This is a genomic window from Motilibacter aurantiacus (genome assembly GCF_011250645.1).
In the GTDB taxonomy this organism is placed as follows: Bacteria; Actinomycetota; Actinomycetes; order Motilibacterales; family Motilibacteraceae; genus Motilibacter_A; species Motilibacter_A aurantiacus.
On sequence record NZ_JAANNO010000008.1, the window covers coordinates 106,327 to 125,360 of the forward strand.

At 74.3% G+C, this 19,034-nt stretch carries 18 protein-coding genes; 11 read left to right on the top strand and 7 right to left on the bottom strand.

Annotated features, from left to right (window positions below; genetic code table 11):
- Window positions 1–200: 200 nt before the first annotated feature.
- The 8 genes from pdhA to G9H72_RS14935 all read left to right on the top strand — a co-directional run bounded on the left by pdhA (window position 201) and on the right by G9H72_RS14935 (window position 9,680).
- Window positions 201–1,316: a pyruvate dehydrogenase (acetyl-transferring) E1 component subunit alpha gene (gene pdhA, locus G9H72_RS14900; RefSeq protein ID WP_196791242.1), complete on the top strand. Its 1,116-nt coding sequence runs from the start codon at window positions 201–203 to the stop codon at window positions 1,314–1,316.
- Between the two features lie 47 nt (window positions 1,317–1,363).
- Window positions 1,364–2,323: an alpha-ketoacid dehydrogenase subunit beta gene (locus tag G9H72_RS14905; RefSeq protein WP_166172646.1), complete on the top strand. Its 960-nt coding sequence runs from the start codon at window positions 1,364–1,366 to the stop codon at window positions 2,321–2,323.
- Window positions 2,324–2,341: 18 nt separating this feature from the next.
- Window positions 2,342–3,685, top strand: coding sequence for a dihydrolipoamide acetyltransferase family protein (locus G9H72_RS14910; protein ID WP_166172648.1), 1,344 nt, complete (start codon window positions 2,342–2,344; stop codon window positions 3,683–3,685).
- 156 nt (window positions 3,686–3,841) lie between these two features.
- Window positions 3,842–4,120 (top strand): hypothetical protein, encoded by a 279-nt coding sequence (locus G9H72_RS14915; RefSeq protein WP_166172443.1) that lies wholly within the window; start codon window positions 3,842–3,844, stop codon window positions 4,118–4,120.
- 104 nt (window positions 4,121–4,224) lie between these two features.
- Window positions 4,225–5,016 (top strand): carbon-nitrogen family hydrolase, encoded by a 792-nt coding sequence (locus G9H72_RS14920; RefSeq protein WP_166172445.1) that lies wholly within the window; start codon window positions 4,225–4,227, stop codon window positions 5,014–5,016.
- A 196-nt stretch (window positions 5,017–5,212) separates the two neighbouring features.
- Window positions 5,213–7,723, top strand: coding sequence for a poly(ethylene terephthalate) hydrolase family protein (locus tag G9H72_RS14925; protein WP_166172447.1), 2,511 nt, complete (start codon window positions 5,213–5,215; stop codon window positions 7,721–7,723).
- An 80-nt stretch (window positions 7,724–7,803) separates the two neighbouring features.
- The gene (locus G9H72_RS14930; RefSeq protein ID WP_331272330.1) at window positions 7,804–8,841 is read left to right on the top strand and encodes a DNA cytosine methyltransferase; all 1,038 of its coding nucleotides are present in this window, start codon (window positions 7,804–7,806) and stop codon (window positions 8,839–8,841) included.
- Between the two features lie 104 nt (window positions 8,842–8,945).
- Complete coding sequence (locus tag G9H72_RS14935) at window positions 8,946–9,680, top strand: SDR family oxidoreductase (RefSeq protein WP_166172449.1); 735 nt, start codon at window positions 8,946–8,948, stop codon at window positions 9,678–9,680.
- Window positions 9,681–9,687: 7 nt separating this feature from the next.
- Here the strand turns inward: G9H72_RS14935 and G9H72_RS14940 are convergent, their stop codons facing one another.
- Together G9H72_RS14940 and G9H72_RS14945 are read right to left on the bottom strand one after the other, a co-directional pair.
- On the bottom strand, window positions 9,688–9,996 hold the full coding sequence (locus tag G9H72_RS14940; protein WP_166172451.1) for an STAS domain-containing protein: 309 nt from the start codon (window positions 9,994–9,996) through the stop codon (window positions 9,688–9,690).
- A 60-nt stretch (window positions 9,997–10,056) separates the two neighbouring features.
- The gene (locus G9H72_RS14945) at window positions 10,057–10,896 is read right to left on the bottom strand and encodes an SDR family oxidoreductase (protein ID WP_166172453.1); all 840 of its coding nucleotides are present in this window, start codon (window positions 10,894–10,896) and stop codon (window positions 10,057–10,059) included.
- A gap of 147 nt (window positions 10,897–11,043) precedes the next feature.
- On the opposite strand from G9H72_RS14945, the gene G9H72_RS14950 reads away from it, so the two are divergent.
- The gene (locus G9H72_RS14950; protein ID WP_166172455.1) at window positions 11,044–12,873 is read left to right on the top strand and encodes an NHL domain-containing thioredoxin family protein; all 1,830 of its coding nucleotides are present in this window, start codon (window positions 11,044–11,046) and stop codon (window positions 12,871–12,873) included.
- A 140-nt stretch (window positions 12,874–13,013) separates the two neighbouring features.
- Here G9H72_RS14950 and G9H72_RS14955 read toward each other — a convergent pair whose 3' ends face one another.
- Complete coding sequence (locus tag G9H72_RS14955) at window positions 13,014–13,337, bottom strand: hypothetical protein (RefSeq protein WP_166172457.1); 324 nt, start codon at window positions 13,335–13,337, stop codon at window positions 13,014–13,016.
- Window positions 13,338–13,504: 167 nt separating this feature from the next.
- Here G9H72_RS14955 and G9H72_RS14960 point away from each other — a divergent pair, with 167 nt between their 5' ends.
- Window positions 13,505–14,911, top strand: a complete 1,407-nt coding sequence (locus G9H72_RS14960; protein WP_166172459.1) for a GGDEF domain-containing protein — start codon at window positions 13,505–13,507, stop codon at window positions 14,909–14,911.
- Window positions 14,912–14,933: 22 nt separating this feature from the next.
- Here the strand turns inward: G9H72_RS14960 and G9H72_RS14965 are convergent, their stop codons facing one another.
- From G9H72_RS14965 to G9H72_RS14980, 4 genes are all read right to left on the bottom strand, one after another.
- Window positions 14,934–16,343: an NADP-dependent succinic semialdehyde dehydrogenase gene (locus G9H72_RS14965; RefSeq protein WP_166172461.1), complete on the bottom strand. Its 1,410-nt coding sequence runs from the start codon at window positions 16,341–16,343 to the stop codon at window positions 14,934–14,936.
- Between the two features lie 82 nt (window positions 16,344–16,425).
- Window positions 16,426–16,701, bottom strand: a complete 276-nt coding sequence (locus tag G9H72_RS14970; RefSeq protein WP_166172463.1) for a DUF6458 family protein — start codon at window positions 16,699–16,701, stop codon at window positions 16,426–16,428.
- Window positions 16,702–16,822: 121 nt separating this feature from the next.
- Window positions 16,823–17,515 carry a glycerophosphodiester phosphodiesterase gene (locus G9H72_RS14975; RefSeq protein ID WP_166172465.1) on the bottom strand — a complete coding sequence of 231 codons (693 nt, stop codon included), beginning with the start codon at window positions 17,513–17,515 and terminating at the stop codon, window positions 16,823–16,825.
- Window positions 17,512–18,498, bottom strand: coding sequence for a lysylphosphatidylglycerol synthase domain-containing protein (locus tag G9H72_RS14980; protein WP_166172467.1), 987 nt, complete (start codon window positions 18,496–18,498; stop codon window positions 17,512–17,514). The genes G9H72_RS14975 and G9H72_RS14980 overlap by 4 nt, the downstream gene beginning before the upstream one ends.
- Before the next feature lie 153 nt (window positions 18,499–18,651).
- Here G9H72_RS14980 and G9H72_RS14985 point away from each other — a divergent pair, with 153 nt between their 5' ends.
- Complete coding sequence (locus G9H72_RS14985; protein WP_166172469.1) at window positions 18,652–19,032, top strand: response regulator; 381 nt, start codon at window positions 18,652–18,654, stop codon at window positions 19,030–19,032.
- Window positions 19,033–19,034 lie beyond the last annotated feature (2 nt).

Genomic DNA, 19,034 nt, shown 5'->3' on the forward strand with positions numbered 1-19,034 from the left:
CCGCTTCTCACCTTCCCGGGCGGCCGGACGGCCGCGTCGTGCGGGTACGGCTCGCCCAGGCCGGTAGCCTGGCGGGCGCGCCCGAGCCGAGAGACGGCAGGAGAACGGGCGGCCGGCGCCGGACTTCGCCTCGACCGCTCCTTGCTCCGAGGGCGCACCGCCGCGACGCGGGGCGGGGTCGAGGGCGCAGGGGAGCTTCGTTGGAACAGGTCGCCAGCGTGTGGGACGGGGCCGAGGTCGGCCCGGAGGCGGTCCAGCTGCTGACCCCGCAGGGGCGGCGCGTCGAGCACCCCTCCTTCGCCGTCGACGTCTCCGTGCAGGACCTGCGCGGGCTCTACCGCGACCTCGTCCTCGCCCGCCGCCTCGACACCGAGGCGACCGCGCTGCAGCGCCAGGGCGAGCTGGGGCTCTGGCCCCCGGCACTGGGCCAGGAGGCCGCGCAGATCGGCTCCGGCCGGGCCCTGACCGCCGCGGACCACGCCTTCCCCACCTACCGCGAGCACGGCGTGGCGCTGGTCCGCGGGGTCGGCCCGCTCGAGCTGCTGCGGATGTTCCGCGGGGTGGACCACGGCGGGTGGGACCCGGTCGCGACCGGCTTCCACCTCTACACGATCGTCATCGGGGCGCAGACCCTGCACGCGACGGGCTACGCCATGGGGCTGCAGCGCGACGGCCGGGTCGGCGACGACGGCAGCGCGGTCCTGGCCTACCTCGGCGACGGGGCGACCAGCGAGGGCGCCGTCAGCGAGGCGTTCGTGTGGGCGGCGGCCATGAACGCCCCGGTCGTCTTCTTCTGCCAGAACAACGGCTGGGCGATCTCGGAGCCGACCGCGAAGCAGACGCGCATCCCGCTCTACCAGCGCGCCCGCGGCTTCGGCTTCCCTGGCATCCGGGTCGACGGCAACGACGTCCTCGCCGTGCTCGCGGTCACCAGGGCGGCCCTCGCCCGCGCCCGTGAGGGCGGCGGGCCGGTGCTCGTCGAGGCCGTGACGTACCGGATGGGGGCGCACACCACCTCCGACGACCCGACGCGCTACCGGGACCCGGACGAGGTGGCCGCGTGGAAGGCGCGTGACCCCATCGCCCGCGTGGCCGCGCTCCTCGGCCGGGAGGACCCCGGGCTCGCGGAGGTCGTGGCCGAGGTGGAGCGGGAGGCGGGCGAGCTCGCCGAGCGGGTACGCCACGGCGTCCGCGCGATGCCCGACCCCGGCCCGCTGGACATGTACGACTCGGTCTACGCCGAGCCCAACGTGGCGCTCGCCCGCGAGCGCGACGAGCACGCGGCGTACCTCGCGTCCTTCGAGGAGGTGTCGTGACGGTCGCGCGACGGGCGCCCTCCGAGGGGGCGAGCGCCCCGGTCACCATGGCGCGGGCCATCGGCATGGGCCTGCGCCGCGCGCTCGAGGACGACCCGAAGACGCTCGTCATGGGTGAGGACGTGGGCCAGCTCGGGGGCGTCTTCCGCGTCACAGACGGGCTGCTCAAGGACTTCGGCGAGGCGCGCGTGATCGACACGCCCCTCGGCGAGGCCGGCATCATCGGCACCGCGGTGGGCCTCGCGCTTCGGGGCTACCGGCCCGTGTGCGAGATCCAGTTCGACGGCTTCGTCTACCCGGCGTTCGACCAGATCGTCAGCTCGCTGGCCAAGCTGCACGCCCGCTCGCGCGGGTCCCTCACCGTCCCGGTCGTCATCCGCATCCCGTTCGGCGGCGGCATCGGCGCGGTCGAGCACCACAGCGAGTCGCCCGAGGCCTACTTCACCCATACACCGGGCCTGCGGGTCGTCTCCCCGGCGACCCCGAACGACGCGTACTGGATGATCCAGCAGGCGATCTCCTGCGCCGACCCGGTCGTCTTCCTCGAGCCCAAGCGCCGCTACTGGGAGAAGTCCGAGCTGGACATCGAGTCCGAGCCGCTACCCATGGGTGCAGCGCGATTGGTGCTTCCGGGTTCGCAGGTGACGATCGCCGCCTACGGCCCGACCGTGCGGACCGCGCTGGACGCCGCCGCGACCGCCCGCGAGGAGGGGCTCAGCCTCGAGGTGATCGACCTGCGCTCGCTGTCGCCGCTCGACGTCGACGCGGTGGAGGCCTCCGTGCGGCGGACCGGCCGTCTCGTCGTCGTGCACGAGGCGGTCGTCGCCCACGGGGTGGGCGCCGAGCTGGCCGCGCAGATCACCGAACGCTGCTTCCACTCCCTGGAGGCGCCCGTGCTGCGGGTCGGCGGGGCGGCGGTCCCGTACCCTCCCGCCCGCGTGGAGGAGCATTACCTGCCCGACGTCGACCGCCTGCTGCACGCGGTCGACCGGGCGCTCGCGTACTAGGAGGCGCAGTTGTTGCGGATGGAGCGCCACTTCGCGCTGCCCGACGTCGGGGAGGGCCTGACCGAGGCGGAGATCGTCTCGTGGCGGGTCAAGGCCGGCGACACGGTCGCGGTCAACGACGTGGTCGTGGAGATCGAGACGGCCAAGTCGCTGGTGGAGCTGCCCTCCCCGTACGCCGGCCGCGTCACCGGCCTGCTGGTGGAGGAGGGCGCCACGGTGCCGGTGGGGACGCCGCTCCTCGTCGTCACCACCGAGGTGGCCGAGCCCTCCGAGGGCCCGGCGGGGGTGCCGGCACCGGGGGCGACGGAGCTCGCGGGGACGGCGGATGCGCTTGCCGCGGAGCCCGTTCTCGTCGGCTACGGCACCTCCTCGGCCACCGCGACCCGCCGCCGTCGGCGGCCGGCGGCGCCCGTCCCCGCGCCGACCGCGCCCGTGCCTCCGCCGGCTCCTGCCGCTGCGGCGCCGCTCGCGAAGCCGCCCGTGCGCCGGCTGGCCCGGGACCTCGGCGTGGACCTGCGCGCCGTCACCCCCACCGGCCCCGGCGGCACCGTGACCCGGGAGGACGTCGAGCACGCGTCGGCGGCCTCGCTCGCGCCCCCGCTCGGCGCCGCCTCAGCGGCTCCGCTCAACGCCAACGCGGCCGCGGACGCCGACGAGCAGCGCATCCCGGTCCGCGGGGTGCGGCGGTCCACGGCGGAGGCGATGGTCCGCAGCGCGTTCACCGCGCCGCACGTGACGGTCTTCCAGACCGTCGACGTCACGCTGACCATGGAGCTGCTGGACCGGCTGAAGGCCCGTCCCGAGCTGTCGGACGTGCGCGTCACGCCGCTGGTGCTCGTCGCGCGGGCGCTGCTGCTGGCGATCCGCCGCAACCCGGCCATCAACGCCACGTGGGACGACCCCGCGCAGGAGATCGTCGTCAAGCGGCGGGTCAACCTCGGGATCGCGGCGGCCACGCCGCGCGGCCTGCTGGTCCCGAACGTCAAGGACGCCGACGCGATGGGCCTGCCCGAGCTCGCCCGCGCGCTGCAGGACCTGACGGTGAAGGCCCGGGACGGCCGGATGCAGCCTGCGGACATGCAGGGCGGCACGATCACGATCACCAACGTGGGGGTCTTCGGCATCGACACGGGGACGCCCATCCTCAACCCCGGTGAGGCGGCGATCCTGGCCCTCGGGGCGATCCGCTGGCGGCCGTGGGTCGTCGGGTCCGGGGAGGACCGGCGCATCGAGCCGCGCCGCGTCGTGGAGCTGGCCGTCTCCTTCGACCACCGCATGGTCGACGGCGAGCTGGGCGCGCGGTTCCTCGCCGACGTGGCGGCGGTGCTGGCCGACCCGGACGTGGCGCTGGTCTGGTCGTGAGACGTCGTGGGACGTCGTCAGCGGTCCTGAGCCGACCGACCCGTTCGGGGCCGGTTCGGGGCCGGTTCGGGGCCGGTTCGGGGCTATGGGGCGCGCGCGACGCCGCGATGATGCACTCTGGACGTTGTCGGGGGAGCGCTCTCGGAAGGGGTCCTGGTGCGAGCAACGTCGCCGTCCACCACACCGACCGGCCGGGCCGGGCTGAGCCGGGCCGCCACGGCGGTGCGCAACCACCTCCCCCAGGTGCACGGCACCCGCTGCCGGCTCTGCGGGTTCGAGGTCCCGGCGCTCGACCTCGACCTCGACGACCAGATGGCGTGGTTCGAGAGCTGTGAGGGCAAGCCGTGCCCCCGCTGCACCGGCATCGCGTACGCGCTGCTGGCCGGCGTCCTCGTGCTCGTCCGGGCGCGCCGCCGGCTCTCCGTGCCCGCCTGACGCCTCGCCCACCGCCCGCGCCGCCCACGTCCCGTCCGCGCCGCCTGCGCCGCGCTCCCGCGCGGCGTCCGCCGTGCCGGGCCCGGGTGCGGCAGGCTGAGCGCGTGCGTGCAGCTCTGATCCAGCTCGACGGCTCACTCGACGCCCCGCTCGCGGAGCGGGTCGAGCGCGTGGCCGGCCTCGTCCGCGCCCAGCGCGGCGCCGACCTCGTCGTCCTGCCGGAGCTGTGGGCGCACGGAGCGTGGGCCACGGGCTCCTGGGCAGGAGCGGCCGAGCCGCTGGAGGGGGCCGTCCTCGCGGCGCTGCGGCAGGCGGCGGCCGACACCGGCTGCGTGCTGCACGGCGGCTCGATGCTCGAGCGCGCCCCCGACGGCAGCGTCTACAACACCTCGGTCGTGCTCGGGCCGGACGGCGCGCTGCTCGCGGCGTACCGCAAGATCCACCGCTTCGGCTTCGACGGCGGGGAGGCCGCGGTGCTGGCGGCCGGGGACCAGGTGGTCGGCGTGGACGCGCTGGGCTGCCGCCTCGGGCTCGCCACCTGCTACGACCTGCGCTTCCCGGAGCTGTTCCGGCTGCTCGTCGACGACGGGGCGCAGGCGTTCGTCGTGGCGGCGTCCTGGCCGGCCCGGCGGCGCGAGCACTGGCAGCTGCTGGCCCGGGCGCGGGCGGTGGAGGACCAGGCGTACGTCCTCGCGTGCGGGCAGTCCGGCGTGCAGGACGGGGTCGAGCTCGCCGGGCACAGCGCGGTGATCGACCCGTGGGGGCGGGTCGTGGCCGAGGCCGGCCCCGACGAGCAGGTGCTCACGGTCGACGTGGACCTCGGGGACGTCGCCCGCGTACGGGCCGAGTTCCCGGTGCTCCGCGATCGTCGGCTGACGCCCGGCTCGCGGGTCTAGGACCGGGTTCCACCCGGCTGGTGTGAGTCTGCCCACCCGCCGGTGTTTCCGTCGTATTGCCTGAACGTGACTTCTTCGTTGGCCCTGTTAAGGCTGATGTTCTCGGCCTCTGTTCGGCCATTCGGGCGAACTACTGTGCCGACGGCCCATCCGGCGTAGGCCGGTTTCGACGGTGGGCACATGAGAGGACTCAGACATGCAGTGGACTTCGCGCGCCCGCAAGCGGGCCGCATCCGGTGCCCTGGCCGTCGGGCTGGGGATCGCCGGGGTCGTCGCGTTGCCGACGACGTTCGCCACCTCCGTCAACGCCGCGCCGACGCTGCCCAGCGACGGCACGTGGGACGTCACCGCGACGCCCACCGGCTACAAGGTCACGCTGACCCTCGACTCCGAGGTCCCGGTCCGTGACGCACTGACCGAGCTCGCCGTCGACGGCCGCGTGATCGGCGAGGCGAAGCAGTCCCTCGACGGCAAGACCCTCACCGTCGAGACGACCGACAAGAGCGTCGCCGACGCCACGTCGGTGCAGCTCGCCTTCAGCGGCTCCATCCCCTCGGTCGAGTCCGCGGCCTCCACCGCCAAGCTGCGGAGCCTGCGGGTGGCCCCCGAGTCGCAGTCGAGCGCCGTCGCCGCCGCCGCGACGATCGCCGACGACCCGGCGACGCCCGGTGCCTACACCGTCAAGCGCGCCGACTACAGCCTCGGCGAGAGCGTCTGGGCGCTTCCCGGCCTCTTCCCGGCCGCCAAGCCCGTCGAGGACAAGGCCGCGGTCTACCTGCCCGACGGCGCTCCCGGCGCCCGTCCCCTCGTGGTCTTCCTCCACGGGCGGCACTCGGCCTGCTACAACGCCACGACGCGCGGCACCAACAACGCCGTGTGGCCCTGCCCCGCCACGCACCCGCTGCCGATCGACAGCTACAAGGGCTACGACGAGACCGCTGAGGCGCTCGCCAGCCACGGCTACGTCGTGGTCTCCATCAGCGCGAACGGGATCAACTCCCAGGACGCGAACTTCAGCGACGACGCCGGCACCGCAGCGCGCGGCCAGCTCGTGATGAAGCACCTGGACCAGCTGGCCCGCTGGAACGACAACAAGGGCGACAAGGCCCAGCGCGCGGTCTTCGCCGGCCGGATCGACTTCGACAACGTCGGCCTCATGGGCCACTCGCGCGGCGGTGAGGGGGTCGTCGAGGCGGCGCTGCAGAACGCCGAGCTGCACAAGCCCTACAACATCCGCGCCGTGCTGCCGCTCGCGCCGATCGACTTCGCCCGCGAGACGCTGCCGGACGTGCCGATGGCGATCATCCTCCCCTACTGCGACGGCGACGTCTCCAACCAGCAGGGCCAGCACTACTACGACGACTCGCGCTACGCGAACAAGGACGACGTGCTGCGCACGTCGCTGATGGTCCTCGGCACCGACCACAACTTCTTCAACACCGAGTGGACCCCCGCGACCTCGGTCGCACCGTCCTCCGACGACTGGGGCGCCTCCACCGACTCGGTCTGCGGCTCGGCCGCGCCGAACACCACCCGCCTCTCGCCCGCGCTGCAGCGCGCGGTCGGCACCGCGTACATGGCCGGCTTCTTCCGCTTGGTCCAGGGTGGGGAGAACCAGTTCCTCCCGCTCTTCGACGGCACGAACGGCACGGTGCCCTCCACCGCCGGCGCCACCGTCTACACGCAGGCCCAGGCCCCCGGGTCGCAGCGCCTGGACGTCGCGCCGCTCGAGGCCCCGTCCTCGAACGTCATCGTGAGCGGCTTCACGACGCAGGCCTACTGCTACAACACGAGCAACCGGATCCTGCAGGGCACCAACGGCGTCCCGTGCTTCACCCCGACGCAGACCTCGCGCGCCCCCCACTGGACCTCGGCGTCCTACGCGCCGTTCGTGCCGATCTCCCCGGTGTTCAAGGCCACGTGGACGACGACCGGCACGACGCCGCCGAACGCCTCGCTCTTCGCGTCGCTGCCGGCTGGCTCGTTCGACGTCAGCGGGTACGCCGCGCTGTCGTTCCGCGCGGCCAAGGAGGAGACGCAGACCGGTGACGTCGACCTCAACGTCACGCTGATCGACGGCTCCGGCAAGACGCAGTCGACGACGGTCGCGTCCAACAGCAGCGCGCTGATCTCCTTCCCCGCCTCGACCAACACCACCAACGGCGTGAGCCTGACGCCGAAGACGTGGATGCAGACGGCCCGGCTCCCGCTGTCGTTGTTCAACTCGCTGGACCTGAAGGACATCCGGCAGGTCCGCATCACCCCGGCGACGCTGACCGGTGGCGTGTACCTCTCGGACATCGCCTTCGACACCCCCGGTGTCGGCGCCGGTGGCCCGACCGAGCTGCCCCACGCCAGCCTCGCCGACGTGACGGTCCCCGAGGGCAACGCCCCCGGCTACGCCACCATGAGGATCACGCTGGACGACAAGCTCGAGGCTCCGGCGAGCCTCTGGGTGACCTCGAACAGCACGGCCTCCACCGCCCAGGTGGACCCGATCGCCATCCCGGTCCTCCTGCCCGAGGGCTCGCGCGGCACGACCGTGCAGATCCCGCTCCGCGGCAACACGGTGGCGAGCGGCACGGCGACGAACCCGCTGCCGACGACTGCGCTGAAGGTCATTCTGGCCAACGGCAAGGGCGTCGTCTTCAGCGACCAGTTCGCGCTGCTCAACATCGTCGAGGACGACCCGCGCCCGGCGAGCTGACGCCCGTCCACGACTGAAGATCTCGCACAGGGCCGGTGGGGCAACTCCCCACCGGCCCTGTCGCGTGTCAGCATGGCCCCGTGCCGCCCGAGCTGCCCTTCGTCGACCTCTTCGCCGGCGCGGGCGGGCTGTCGCTCGGGCTGTCGGCCGCGGGCCTCGCGCCGATCGCCGCGGCGGAGATGCACGGCGACGCGCTCGCGACCTACGTCGCCGCACACGAGAAGTACGAGCCGGGGTCCGCGCTGCAGGTGTTCGAGGGTGACCTCGCTCGGCACCCGCTGCGCTCCTTGCGCGGCGAGGTGGCAGTCGTGGCCGGCGGCCCGCCCTGCCAGCCCTACAGCACGGGCGGCTTGCGACGAGGGATCGGCGATGCACGTGACGGGCTTCCGCTGTTCGTCCGCGCCGTGCGCGAGGCCCGCCCGGAGGCCTTCCTGCTGGAGAACGTGCCGGGCCTCGCCTCCGGCGCGCAGCGCCCCAGGCTCGACGCCGTCGTCGGCGAGCTCACGGCCCTCGGCTACCGGGTGGACTGGCGGCTGCTCCGCGCGGCGGACTTCGGCGTCTGCCAGCGCCGGCAACGGCTACTCGTGGTGGGCACCCGGCGCGGACGGTTCGCATGGCCCGAGCCCACGCACGGGCCGGGCCGCCCGCTGCCCTACGTGCGGGCGGGCGAGCTGCTCGACCCCGAGCGGCCGGTCGGCGAGCCCAACCCGGCGCTGGTGACGTACGCGAAGACCCCCGACCTGCGCCCGAGCCCGTGGGACGGCCATCTCTGGAACGGCGGCGGGCGGCCGATCGACCCCGACGGGCTCGTCCCCACCCTGCTGGCGTCAATGGGCGGGAACAAGACCCCCTGGCTCGACGGCGGCCGGGTCGTGCCGACGTACCACGCCCACCTGCTCGCGGGAGGCGCGCCGCGGTCGGGACGGGTCGACGGCGCGCGCCGCATCACCGCCGAGGAGGCCGCGCTGGTGCAGGGGTTCCCCCCGGACATGCCCTGGGTCGGCCCGCGCTCCTCGAGGTACCGCCAGGTGGGCAACGCGGTGCCCGTCCGGCTGGCCGAGGCCGTCGGGCTGGCGCTCCGCGCGCAGCTGACGGGCACGGCCACGCGGGTGGCCTGAGGGAGGGAGTCGGAGTCCCCGGACGGGCGGGCCTCCCCGGCGGAGCGGGGCCGCCCGCAGGCTCGACCGTGCAAGCACGCAGACGACGAAGGAGAGGCAGCACGATGGCAGCAGAGCGCGTGGCGGTCGTCACCGGAGGCTCGCGGGGCATCGGCCGGGCGGTCGCGGCGAAGCTGGGCTCGCAGGGGTACGCGGTCGTGGTCGGCTACACCGCGCAGCAGGCACGGGCCGAGGAAGCCGTCGCCGAGGTCGTCGCAGCCGGCGGGCAGGCCGTCGCGGTGCAGGCCGACGTCGCGGACGAGCGCGCGGTGGCCGCGATGTTCGAGACCGCGGAGGCCGAGTTCGGCGGTGTCGACGTGGTCGTGAACGCGGCGGGCCGCATGTACCTCGCCCCGGTCGCCGAGCTCGACCTCGACCTGGTCGACGCCATGCACCGGACCAACATCCGCGGCACCCTCGTGGTGTCCCGGGAGGCCGCGCGACGCGTGCGCCCGGGCGGGGCGATCGTGAACTTCTCCACCACCCAGGTGGTGCTGCAGTTCCCGACCTACGGCGCGTACGCCGCGAGCAAGGGCGCGGTCGAGGCGATGACGCTGTCGCTCGCCCGTGACCTGCGCGGACGTGACGTCACGGCGAACACGGTGGCGCCCGGGGCGACGGCCACCGACATGTTCCTGGACGGCAAGTCCGACGAGCTCGTGGAGCGGCTGTCGAAGCAGGCGCCGCTTGAGCGGCTCGGTCAGCCGGAGGACGTCGCCGAGGTGGTCGCCTTCCTCGCCTCGCCCGCGGGCCACTGGGTGAACGGGCAGGTGGTCCGGGCCAACGGCGGGCTGGGCTGAGGCGCCCTCAGTCCACCAGCTCGAACACCCGGTCCATGCCCGAGATGTGGAAGAGCCTCACCAGCTCGGGGTTGGCGTTGCCGAGCACCAGGCGACCGCCGGACTCCGTAACCCGGTGCCGGGCCGCGACGAGCACGCCGAGCGCCGTCGAGTCGACGAAGGGCACGTCGGCGAGGTCGACGAGGATGTCCGAGCAGCCGTCCCCGATCAGGCCGAGCAGCTCCACGCGCAGCTCGGGCGCGCTGGCCAGGTCCACGTCGCCGACCGGCGCGACGACCGTCCGGCCGCCCGGCTCGTGCTGCACCCGCAGTTCCATGTCGCTCCTTGCGCGTCCGCCGGGGGGCGACGCGCACGTCGCCCCCGGCCCTTGCGTCGGTCAGAGGATCGGGCGGCCGCCGGTGACGGCGACACGGGCGCCGGACACGTAGCTGGCCTCGTCCGAGGCCAGCATCACGTAGACCGGCGCGAGCTCGGCCGGCTGCCCAGGGCGGCCGAGGGGGGTGTCGGAGCCGAACTGCTCGACCTTCTCCTCGGGCATGGTCGACGGGATCAACGGCGTCCAGACCGGCCCGGGGGCGACGCTGTTGGCCCGGATGCCGCGCTCGCCGAGCAGCTGGGCGAGGCTGGCCGTCATGTTGGCGATGCCGGCCTTCGTCATCGCGTACGGCAGCAGGGTCGGGCTCGGGTTGTCCGAGTTCACCGAGGAGCTGCCGATGATGGACGCACCCGGCTTCATGTGCGGGAGCGCGGCCTTGACCAGGTGGAAGTAGGCGCTGAGATTGATCGCGAGGGTGCGGTCCCACTCCTCGTCGGGGATCTCCTCGACCGTCTCGTGGGTCATCTGGAAGGCGGCGTTGCTCACGAGCACGTCGATCCGGTCGAACTCCTCGACCGCCTTCGCGATCACCGCCCGGCAGTGGGCCGGGTCGGCGAGGTCACCGGGGACGAGGACGGCCTTGCGCCCGGCCTTCTCGACCCACTGCGCGGTGTCCTTCGCGTCCTCGTGCTCGTCGAGGTAGGAGATCAGCACGTCGGCGCCCTCGCGCGCGTACGCGATGGCGACGGCCTTGCCGATCCCGCTGTCCGCGCCGGTGATGACCGCCGCCTTGCCGGCGAGCCGGCCGGAGCCGCGGTAGCTCTCCTCGCCGTGGTCGGCCTTCGGCGTGAGCTCTGCCTCGGTGCCCGGTGGGGTCTGCTGCTGCGGGGGGTGCGACATCTGGGCTCCTCCTGCGGGCGATCGAGCGCCCGTCCTTCGTACGGGACGAATCCGTGCAACCCTGGCTACCCCGCCCTGACCCGGCTATCCCGACCGTGGCCCACGCCACCCGGGAAGCTTCCGGCGGCCGCCGTGTTGACTGGTGTCATGGGAACGACGGGACGGGCTCGCGTACGCGCGCCGGAGCTGGTGGGCCGCGGCGGCTGGTTGAACACGGGCGGCGAGCCGCTCACCCTGACCGGGCTGCGCGGCAAGGTCGTCCTGCTCGACTTCTGGACCTTCTGCTGCATCAACTGCCTGCACGTGATCGACGAGCTGCGCGAGGTCGAGGAGCGCTGGTCCGACGTGCTCGTCACGGTCGGCGTGCACTCGCCGAAGTTCGTGCACGAGGCCGACCACGCGGCCGTCGTCGCCGCGGTCGAGCGCTACGACGTCGCCCACCCCGTGCTCGACGACCCCGACCTCACGACGTGGCAGAACTACGCGGTCCGGGCCTGGCCGACGCTCGTCCTGGTCGACCCCGAGGGCTACGTGGTCGCGCAGTTCGCCGGCGAGGGCCACGCCCACGCGCTGGACCGGGTGATCGCCGAGGTCGTCGCCGAGCACGGAGCCAAGGGCACCCTGCACCGCGGCACCGGCCCGTACGTCCCCCCGCCGCCGCGGGCGGGGGACTTCAGCTTCCCCGGCAAGGCCGTCCGGCTGCCCGAGCGGCTCGGCGGCGGCTTCCTCGTCTCCGACTCCGGCCACCACTCCCTGGTGGTCCTCGACGAGACGGCGCAGAAGGTCGTCCGGCGCATCGGGTCGGGGGCGCGGGGACTGCTCGACGGCGACGAGCACATGGCACGGTTCGCCGAGCCACAGGGCGTGGCGCTGCTGCCCGCGGAGGTGGCGGCCGAGGCCGGCTACGACGTCGTCGTCGCCGACACGGTCAACCACACGCTGCGCGGGGTGCGGCTGGAGACCGGTCAGGTGCAGACGCTTGCCGGAAGCGGCCGTCAGTGGATGCAGGGTTCCGGTACCACCGATCTGTCGAGCCCCTGGGACGTCGCCTGGTTCGACGGCAAGGTCTGGATCGCGATGGCCGGCATCCACCAGCTGTGGACGTACGACCCGCGCAGCCGTGCGGTCGCCGTCGTCGCGGGCACGACCAACGAGGGTCTCGTCGACGGGCCGGCGCACGAGGCGTGGTTCGCCCAGACCTCGGGGCTCGCGGCCGACGGTGACACGCTCTGGCTGGCGGACTCGGAGACCTCGTCGCTGCGGCGGGTGCGCGCCGACGGCAGCGGGGCGTACGTCGTGGAGACGGTGGTCGGCAAGGGGCTGTTCGACTTCGGGCACCGCGACGGCCCGGTCGACGAGGCGCTGCTGCAGCACCCGCTCGGCGTCACCGTGCTGGCCGACGGGTCGGTGCTCGTCAGCGATACCTACAACGGCGCGCTGCGCCACGTGGACGTCTCCGCCGGGACCGTGGCCACGGTCGCCACCGGGCTGGCCGAGCCGTCCGACGCGGTCCGGGCCGACGGGGACTCGGTCCTCGTGGTCGAGTCGGCGGGGCACCGGCTCTCCTGGGTACGCCTCACCGGCGCCGCGTCCGTCGAGGGCTTCGCGTCGCGCACGCAGCGGCCGACGACCGACGTCGCGCCGGGGCCGCTGCGCCTGGAGGTCGTGTTCGACCCGCCGCCGGGCCAGCACCTGGACGAGCGGTGGGGGCCGGCCACCCGGTTGGTCGTGTCGTCGACGCCGCCGGGCCTGCTGCGCTCGGGCGAGGGGCGCGACACCGGCCTCGTCCGCGAGCTGGAGCTGGACCCCGCCGCTGGCGACGGGGTGCTGCACGTGGCCGCCATGGCCGCCTCTTGCGACGACGAGGGCGGCGAGAACGCGGCCTGCCACGTCCACCAGCAGGACTGGGGGGTCCCGGTGCGGCTGGTCGCCGGCGCCCCTGCCGAGCTCACGCTCGTGCTCTCCGGCAACGCCTGACCTGCCCCGCGACCGCGCAGCCCCGCTCCTGCTGCCTGCTCGCGCTGATCACGCACCACGCCGAGTTGTCCACAGCCGGGACGAACGTCTGTGGACTCTCGGCCGCGTCGTGCGAGATCAGCGCGAAGGGGAGGTGGGGGTCAGGCGCGGTCGTCCCGGAAGCGGTGCGGAGCGACGTGCCGGCGGACAGGCGGCGCGAGCAGCGGCACGAGGGCCAGCAGGTACGCCCCCACCAGCGCCAGTGAGCGCAGCGTCGGCGCCTGCAGGACGAACAGCAGCGCGCCCAGGGCGCAGAAGGCGCACGTCAGCGCCCAGGCCGCCTGGCTGCCGCGCAGGATCAGCCAGGCGAGCATCCCGGCCAGCGCCAGGCTGGTGACCACGCCGGACACGTCGTCGCCTGGGTAGTCGGTGAGCGCGGTCTGCAGCACCACGCCGGCGAACGACAGCGCCACCGCGGTCTTCACGGGGAAGGGCGCGTCCTGCGCGAGCGGCGGGGGCGCCGGGCCGTCTATCGTCCGAGCATACGGTCGACCCCGTCCGGTGAACCGCAGCGACAGCGCACGGGTTCGGCTTCAGCACCGCCCCCTCCGGCCGATGGTTCGGCGGTACTAGAAGGGGGTGGACGGTGGGCATGAGCACCGGCCGGTTCGGCAAGGCCTGGAGCGGGCGCGCCGCCGCCGGAGCCGCCATGGTGGTGGTCGCGGTCCAGCTCCTCCCGCTCCCGCTCGCGGTCCGCAACCTCACCTACTACGCGGTGGCGCTCGCCTGCCTGCGTGCCGCGTGGCGGCCGGCCATCGCCCTGCCCACCCGCTACCGCCTGGTCCTCGCCGCCCCCTTCGCCGTCTTCGCCGCCGGCGAGACCCTCGACATCGGCGGAGACTTCGTCGGCCACCCGCTCCCGCTGTCCGGGCTGCTGAGCGCCTTCTGGCTCCCGGCGTACGCCCTCATGGGCGCGCTGGGGCTGCGCGCGCTCGCCTCCCGGCGGCACCGTGACGGGCTCGGGCCACTGCTCGACGCCCTCATCGTCAGCGTCGGGGTCAGCGTGCTGCTCCTCGGCTGGGTCGACGAGGGCGGCGGCGTGCAGCTCTTCTCAACCGGCACGTTCTGGGGCGTGTACGACGCGGTGCTCGTCGGCGTCGCCTGCGGCCTGCTCCCCGGGCTGCGCGGGCAGCCGCCTGCGGCCTGGATGCTGCTCGGCGCGTTCGTCGCGAACCTCGTGGCCGACGTCGTGGCCTACGAGCTGGTCTCCGTGCCGCACGCGGAGGAGGTGAGCAACGCGCTCTGGGCGCTGTTCTACGTCCTGCTCATCGGCACGCTGCGCTCGCCCTCCCTGCGCCCGGCGGTCGCCCGCATCGGCCTGACCCGGGCTCCCGGGCCGCTGCGCATCGCCCTGCTCGGCGTGGCCCTGCTCGCGCCCACCGCACTGCTGCTGATGGAGGAGCACGAGCCGATCGCGGACATCGGGCTCGTCGTCGTGAGCTCCGTGCTGCTGACCGGGCTGATCATGGCCCGGCTCGGCCTGCTGCTGCGCACGGTCTCGCTCGCGGCCCGCGAGCTCGAGACCGAGGTACGCCGCGACCCGCTCACCGACCTGCCCAACCGCCGCTCCTGGGACTTCACCCTCGCGCGGGCGATCGCGTCGGCCCAGCCGTTCTGCGTCGCGATCCTCGACCTCGACGCCTTCAAGGCCTACAACGACCGGCTGGGGCACCAGGCCGGCGACGAGCTGCTCTGCGCCACGGCCTTCGCCTGGTCCGGGCGGCTGCGCAAGGGCGAGGTCGTCGCGCGCTGGGGCGGGGAGGAGTTCGCGCTCCTCGTGCCCGGCGGGCTGGACTCCGCGCAGGAGCGGGTGGAGGACGTGCGCCGCGCGGTGCCGTTCGGGGCGACCTGCTCGGCGGGCCTGACCGCCTGGGCCCCGGGGGAGACGCCGGACGTGCTGCTCGAGCGGGCCGACGAGGCGCTGTACGCCGCCAAGCGCGGCGGCCGGGACCGACTCGTCATCGCCTCTCCCCCGCACGCCCAGGCTCTCGCGCGCTAGGGCCGGGCGCGCGGGGCCTGCCTCACTCGGTCTTCGTGGAGGCGTCGCCCGCGGACGAGTCCCCGACCCACACGGTCTTGGCGTTGCAGAAGGCCCGGATGCCCTGCGCGCTGAGCTCCCGGCCGTACCCGGAGCGCTTGACGCCCCCGAAGGGCAGCTCGGGGAAGGACGTGACCATCCCGTTGACGAAGACCATGCCCGCCTCGAACCCGTCGACGAAGAGCTCCTGGTCGCGGGGGTCGTCGGCCCAGACGTTGGCGCCGAGGCCGAAGGGGCTGTCGTTGGCCAGGCGGAGCGCCTCCTCGGCCGACTCGGCCGCGTGGATGGTCGCCACCGGCCCGAACGCCTCCTCCGCCCACAGGCGCATCTCCGGCGTGACCCGGTCGACCGCGGTCGCGGGGTAGAACGCGCCCGGCCCCTCGGGCACCTCGCCTCCGCAGAGCACCCGGGCGCCGCGGGACCTCGCGTCCTGCACCATCTCGTGCAGCTCGTCGCGACCCTGCACGCTGTAGAGCGGCCCCAGCTGCGTCGACTCCTCGAGCGGGTCGCCCGCACGGAGCGCCTCCATGCCCTCGACGAACCGGCGGACGAACTCGTCGTAGACGTCGACGTGCACGATGAAGCGCTTGGCCGCGATGCAGCTCTGGCCGTTGTTCTGACAACGCGCCGTGACCCCGACCTCCGCCGCTCGGGCCACGTCCGCCGACGGGAGCACCACGAACGGGTCGCTGCCGCCGAGCTCCAGCACGGTCGGCTTGATCTCGTCCCCCGAGATCGACGCCACCGAGCGGCCCGCCGGCTCGCTCCCGGTCAACGTCGCGGCGGCGACCCGCGGGTCACGCAGGATCTGCTCGACCTGCTTCGACGGGACGAGCAGGGCCTGGAAGGCGCCTTCAGGAAAGCCTGCTTCACGAGCGACCCGCTCCAGGCGCAGCGCGGTGCGCGGCACGTTGGAGGAGTGCTTCAGCAGCCCGGCGTTGCCCGCCATGAGCGCCGGAGCCATGAAGCGGACCACCTGCCAGAGCGGGAAGTTCCACGGCATGACGGCGAGGACGACACCGAGCGGCTGATAGCGGGTGTAGGCGCGCGTGGCCCCGACCGCGGGCGCGTCGAGCTCCTCGTCCGCGAGGAAGCGCTCGGCGTTGCCGGCGTAGAAGCGCATGCCCTTGGCGCACTTGGCCACCTCGGCCTTCGCGGCCGTGATGGGCTTGCCCATCTCGAGCACCATGTCGCGTGCGATCTCGTCGGCGTCGCGGTCGAGCACGTCGGCCGCCGCCCGCAGCCACTCCGCCCGCCGGCTGAGGCTCGTGCGCCGCAGCTGCGCGTGCGCCGCCGCCGCCCGGGCGACCCGCTCCTCGACCTGCGCGCCGTCGTGCTCCTCGAAGGTCTCGAGGACCTCGCCCGTCGCCGGGTTGGTCACCGCGATGGCCATGCTGCCCGCCTCCTGCTCGCTCGACTGCCCTGCACATGCGGAGGGCCGGCCCCCGGAGCGGGAGCCGGCCCTTCCGGCCCGGTCAGTAGCGCGGGGCGCCGTCGTCGTAGACCCGGCGCTCCTCGACCACGGGAGCGCGGTCGCGGTAGACCGTGCGGTCGACGGCCACGTCGTCACGGGCGACCAGCCGGCGGCGCGGCCCGAAGAACGCGAACGTCAGGATGAGCCCGAGAACGCCGGCCGCGACGAGGATCCATCCCACGACGGGGACGTCCACGCCGGCGATGGACTGGTCCTGCACGGCCAGGGCCAGGATGAGCCCCGCGGCGATGAGAAAGATGCTTGCGCCGATTCCCACTGCTGCCTCCGGTGTCGGCGGCCGGCGAACGTCCGGCCGCGCTCCTGGGATGCTGGGTACCCGGCTCGCACCTGCCTGACACGGCGGATCCGTCGCCCGTCCGGGTCGGTCGCGCTGCGTGTCAGGCCGGTCGCCGGGCGAGGAGCGTGCGCAGGACGTCCAGCTCGTCGCTGATGACGCCGGTGGCGCCCACCGCGAGCACCTCCTCCAGCGCCGCGGCCGTGTTCACCGGCCAGGTCAGGACGGCCTGCAGCGTGCGGTGCAGCTCGTCCGTCAACGGGCGGGTGAGCAGCGAGCGGTGGATCGACGCGCCGTACGCCGTCCGCGACCCCACCGCCGCACCGTCCGCCACCCGGGCCCGCAGCGCGGCGAGCTCCCGGGGCGTGCGCGCGGAGAGCAGGATCTGGGCGTACGGCAGGGCGGCGAAGGGCTCCAGGGCCGGCCAGTGCCGGCCGCAGACGAGGACGTCGCGGTCGGCGGCCAGCTCGTGCACGCTGCGGGCGACCTCGTGCCCGACGGCCGTCCCGGTCCCCTTGAGGTCCAGCATGAGCCGGGTGCCCGGCCCCGCGACGCGCAGCGCGGCCGCCACGACCTCGGCGAGCTCCAGGCGCGGCTTCCAGCCCCGGTGCACCCGCCAGCCGTCCCAGAGGATCGGGAGCCGGCCCGCGGTGCGCGCGTGGCGCACCTCGAGCCGGCCGCGCCAGCTGTGCACGTCGAGCTCGATGACGTCGACGCCGAGCTCGGCCGCCTGCTGCAGCGCGGCGAGCTGGTTGCCGGCGCGGTGCGCGACCGCGAGCGGGAGGCGTGGGCTCACGCGGCCGCGGGCGCGCAGGTGAGGCACTGGGGGAGGGAGACCTGGTGCTCGGCGCACACGAGCGCGCGGAGGCGGGCGCGGCCGGCGGCCACGCGCCGGGCGAGGAAGCTGGCGCCGCCGAACGCGACCCCCGGCACCCAGGCGAGCAGCGCCTTCAGCGCGACGGCACCGATGGCGGCCGCCCACGGCAGCCCGAGCGCAACCAGACCGACGGCCAGCGCGCCGTCCTTCGGGCTGGCACCCTGCGGGCCGGGGAGCACGCCCGCGAGCTGGCTGGCCCCGAAGACACCCGCCAGCGCGAGCGGGCTGACGGACTCTCCCACGGCGAGGACCGTACCCAGGAGCATGGCGACCACGCACGCCTGGTAGCCGAACGAGTACGCGAACGCGATCGCGAGCCGCCGCTTGCCGGGCAGGGACGGCGCGATGCGTGCCTTGATCCCGGGACGGAGCCGGAGCACGACCAGGGCGAGCACGAGGATGCCGGCCGCGACGGAGCCGAACGTGACGGCGAGGTGCAGCGGGAGCGCGGCCCCGGCGGCGAGCGCGAACGCGGCGACCCCGATCGAGCCCACGAGGCGGTCGGCGGCGACCTCGGCCACCGCGGCGGCTCGGCGCTCGCCCTGCTGCTCGAGCCGGCGCACCCGCCAGATGTCGGCGCCGGCGTGGCCGGGGGTGCAGAGGCCGAGCAGCTCGGCCTCGGCGTATGTGCGCAGGAACCAGCGGCGGCCGGGGCGGGCGGCCGACAGGGCGTGCCAGCGCAGCGGGCAGAAGACGTACTTGCCGAGCACGAAGGCGGCCAGGCCCAGCAGCGCCGGCAGCGGCGCGGCGGACGGCAGGTGCGTCACCCCGGAGGCCGAGGCCGCGACGCCGGCGAGCAGGACGCTGATGGTGGCGAGGCGGCGCAGCCGCGCCGACCCGGCCGCAGCGCGGAGGGGCGTCGCGACGAAGCCGGGGAGGGCAGGCCGGAGGGCGCTCAGCATGCCTTCGTTGTCGTCCGGCCGCGGGCTCTGCCTGAGGCGCCCGAGCGGGTGTCTTCTAGACCCATGTGGGCTCTCAAGGACCTCTCGCGGTCGGACGACTCTCCTGGTGCACGCGGCGATCCGCGCGCATCGCACACGCAGTGGGAGGCACCGGTGGCACGGATCCTGGTCGTTGACGACGATGACGACATCCGCGGGCTCGTCGCCATGCGGCTCAAGGCCGCCGGGCACCGGGTCGTCGCGGTGTCCGACGGTGCGCGCGCGCTCGATCTCGTCGACGAGCGGGGTATACCCGAGGTCGCCGTCCTTGATGTGACGATGCCCGGCATGGACGGCTTCCAGCTCCTGCAGACGCTGCGCGAGCGCAGTGGCCGGGACGTCAAGGCCGTCTTCCTCAGCGCCCGCGTCCAGGAGGAGGACGTCGCCCGCGGCCGGGCGGCCGGCGCCACGTACCTCACCAAGCCGTTCATCGCCTCCGCGCTGCTCTCGGCCGTCGAGCGGGCGGTGCCGGGCGAGACGGCCGACAGCTGGTGAGC

Excerpts from the sequence above, each read along its gene's own strand:
- G9H72_RS14945 (WP_166172453.1), bottom strand. The coding sequence starts at position 10,896 with ATGTCGCACCCCCCGCAGCAGCAGACCCCACCGGGCACCGAGGCAGAG.
- G9H72_RS14980 (WP_166172467.1), bottom strand. The coding sequence starts at position 18,498 with ATGCTGAGCGCCCTCCGGCCTGCCCTCCCCGGCTTCGTCGCGACGCCC.
- G9H72_RS14905 (WP_166172646.1), top strand. The coding sequence starts at position 1,364 with ATGGCGCGGGCCATCGGCATGGGCCTGCGCCGCGCGCTCGAGGACGAC.
- G9H72_RS14940 (WP_166172451.1), bottom strand. The coding sequence starts at position 9,996 with ATGGAACTGCGGGTGCAGCACGAGCCGGGCGGCCGGACGGTCGTCGCG.
- G9H72_RS14960 (WP_166172459.1), top strand. The coding sequence starts at position 13,505 with ATGAGCACCGGCCGGTTCGGCAAGGCCTGGAGCGGGCGCGCCGCCGCC.
- G9H72_RS14950 (WP_166172455.1), top strand. The coding sequence starts at position 11,044 with ATGGGAACGACGGGACGGGCTCGCGTACGCGCGCCGGAGCTGGTGGGC.
- G9H72_RS14910 (WP_166172648.1), top strand. The coding sequence starts at position 2,342 with ATGGAGCGCCACTTCGCGCTGCCCGACGTCGGGGAGGGCCTGACCGAG.
- G9H72_RS14935 (WP_166172449.1), top strand. The coding sequence starts at position 8,946 with ATGGCAGCAGAGCGCGTGGCGGTCGTCACCGGAGGCTCGCGGGGCATC.
- G9H72_RS14965 (WP_166172461.1), bottom strand. The coding sequence starts at position 16,343 with ATGGCCATCGCGGTGACCAACCCGGCGACGGGCGAGGTCCTCGAGACC.
- G9H72_RS14925 (WP_166172447.1), top strand. The coding sequence starts at position 5,213 with ATGCAGTGGACTTCGCGCGCCCGCAAGCGGGCCGCATCCGGTGCCCTG.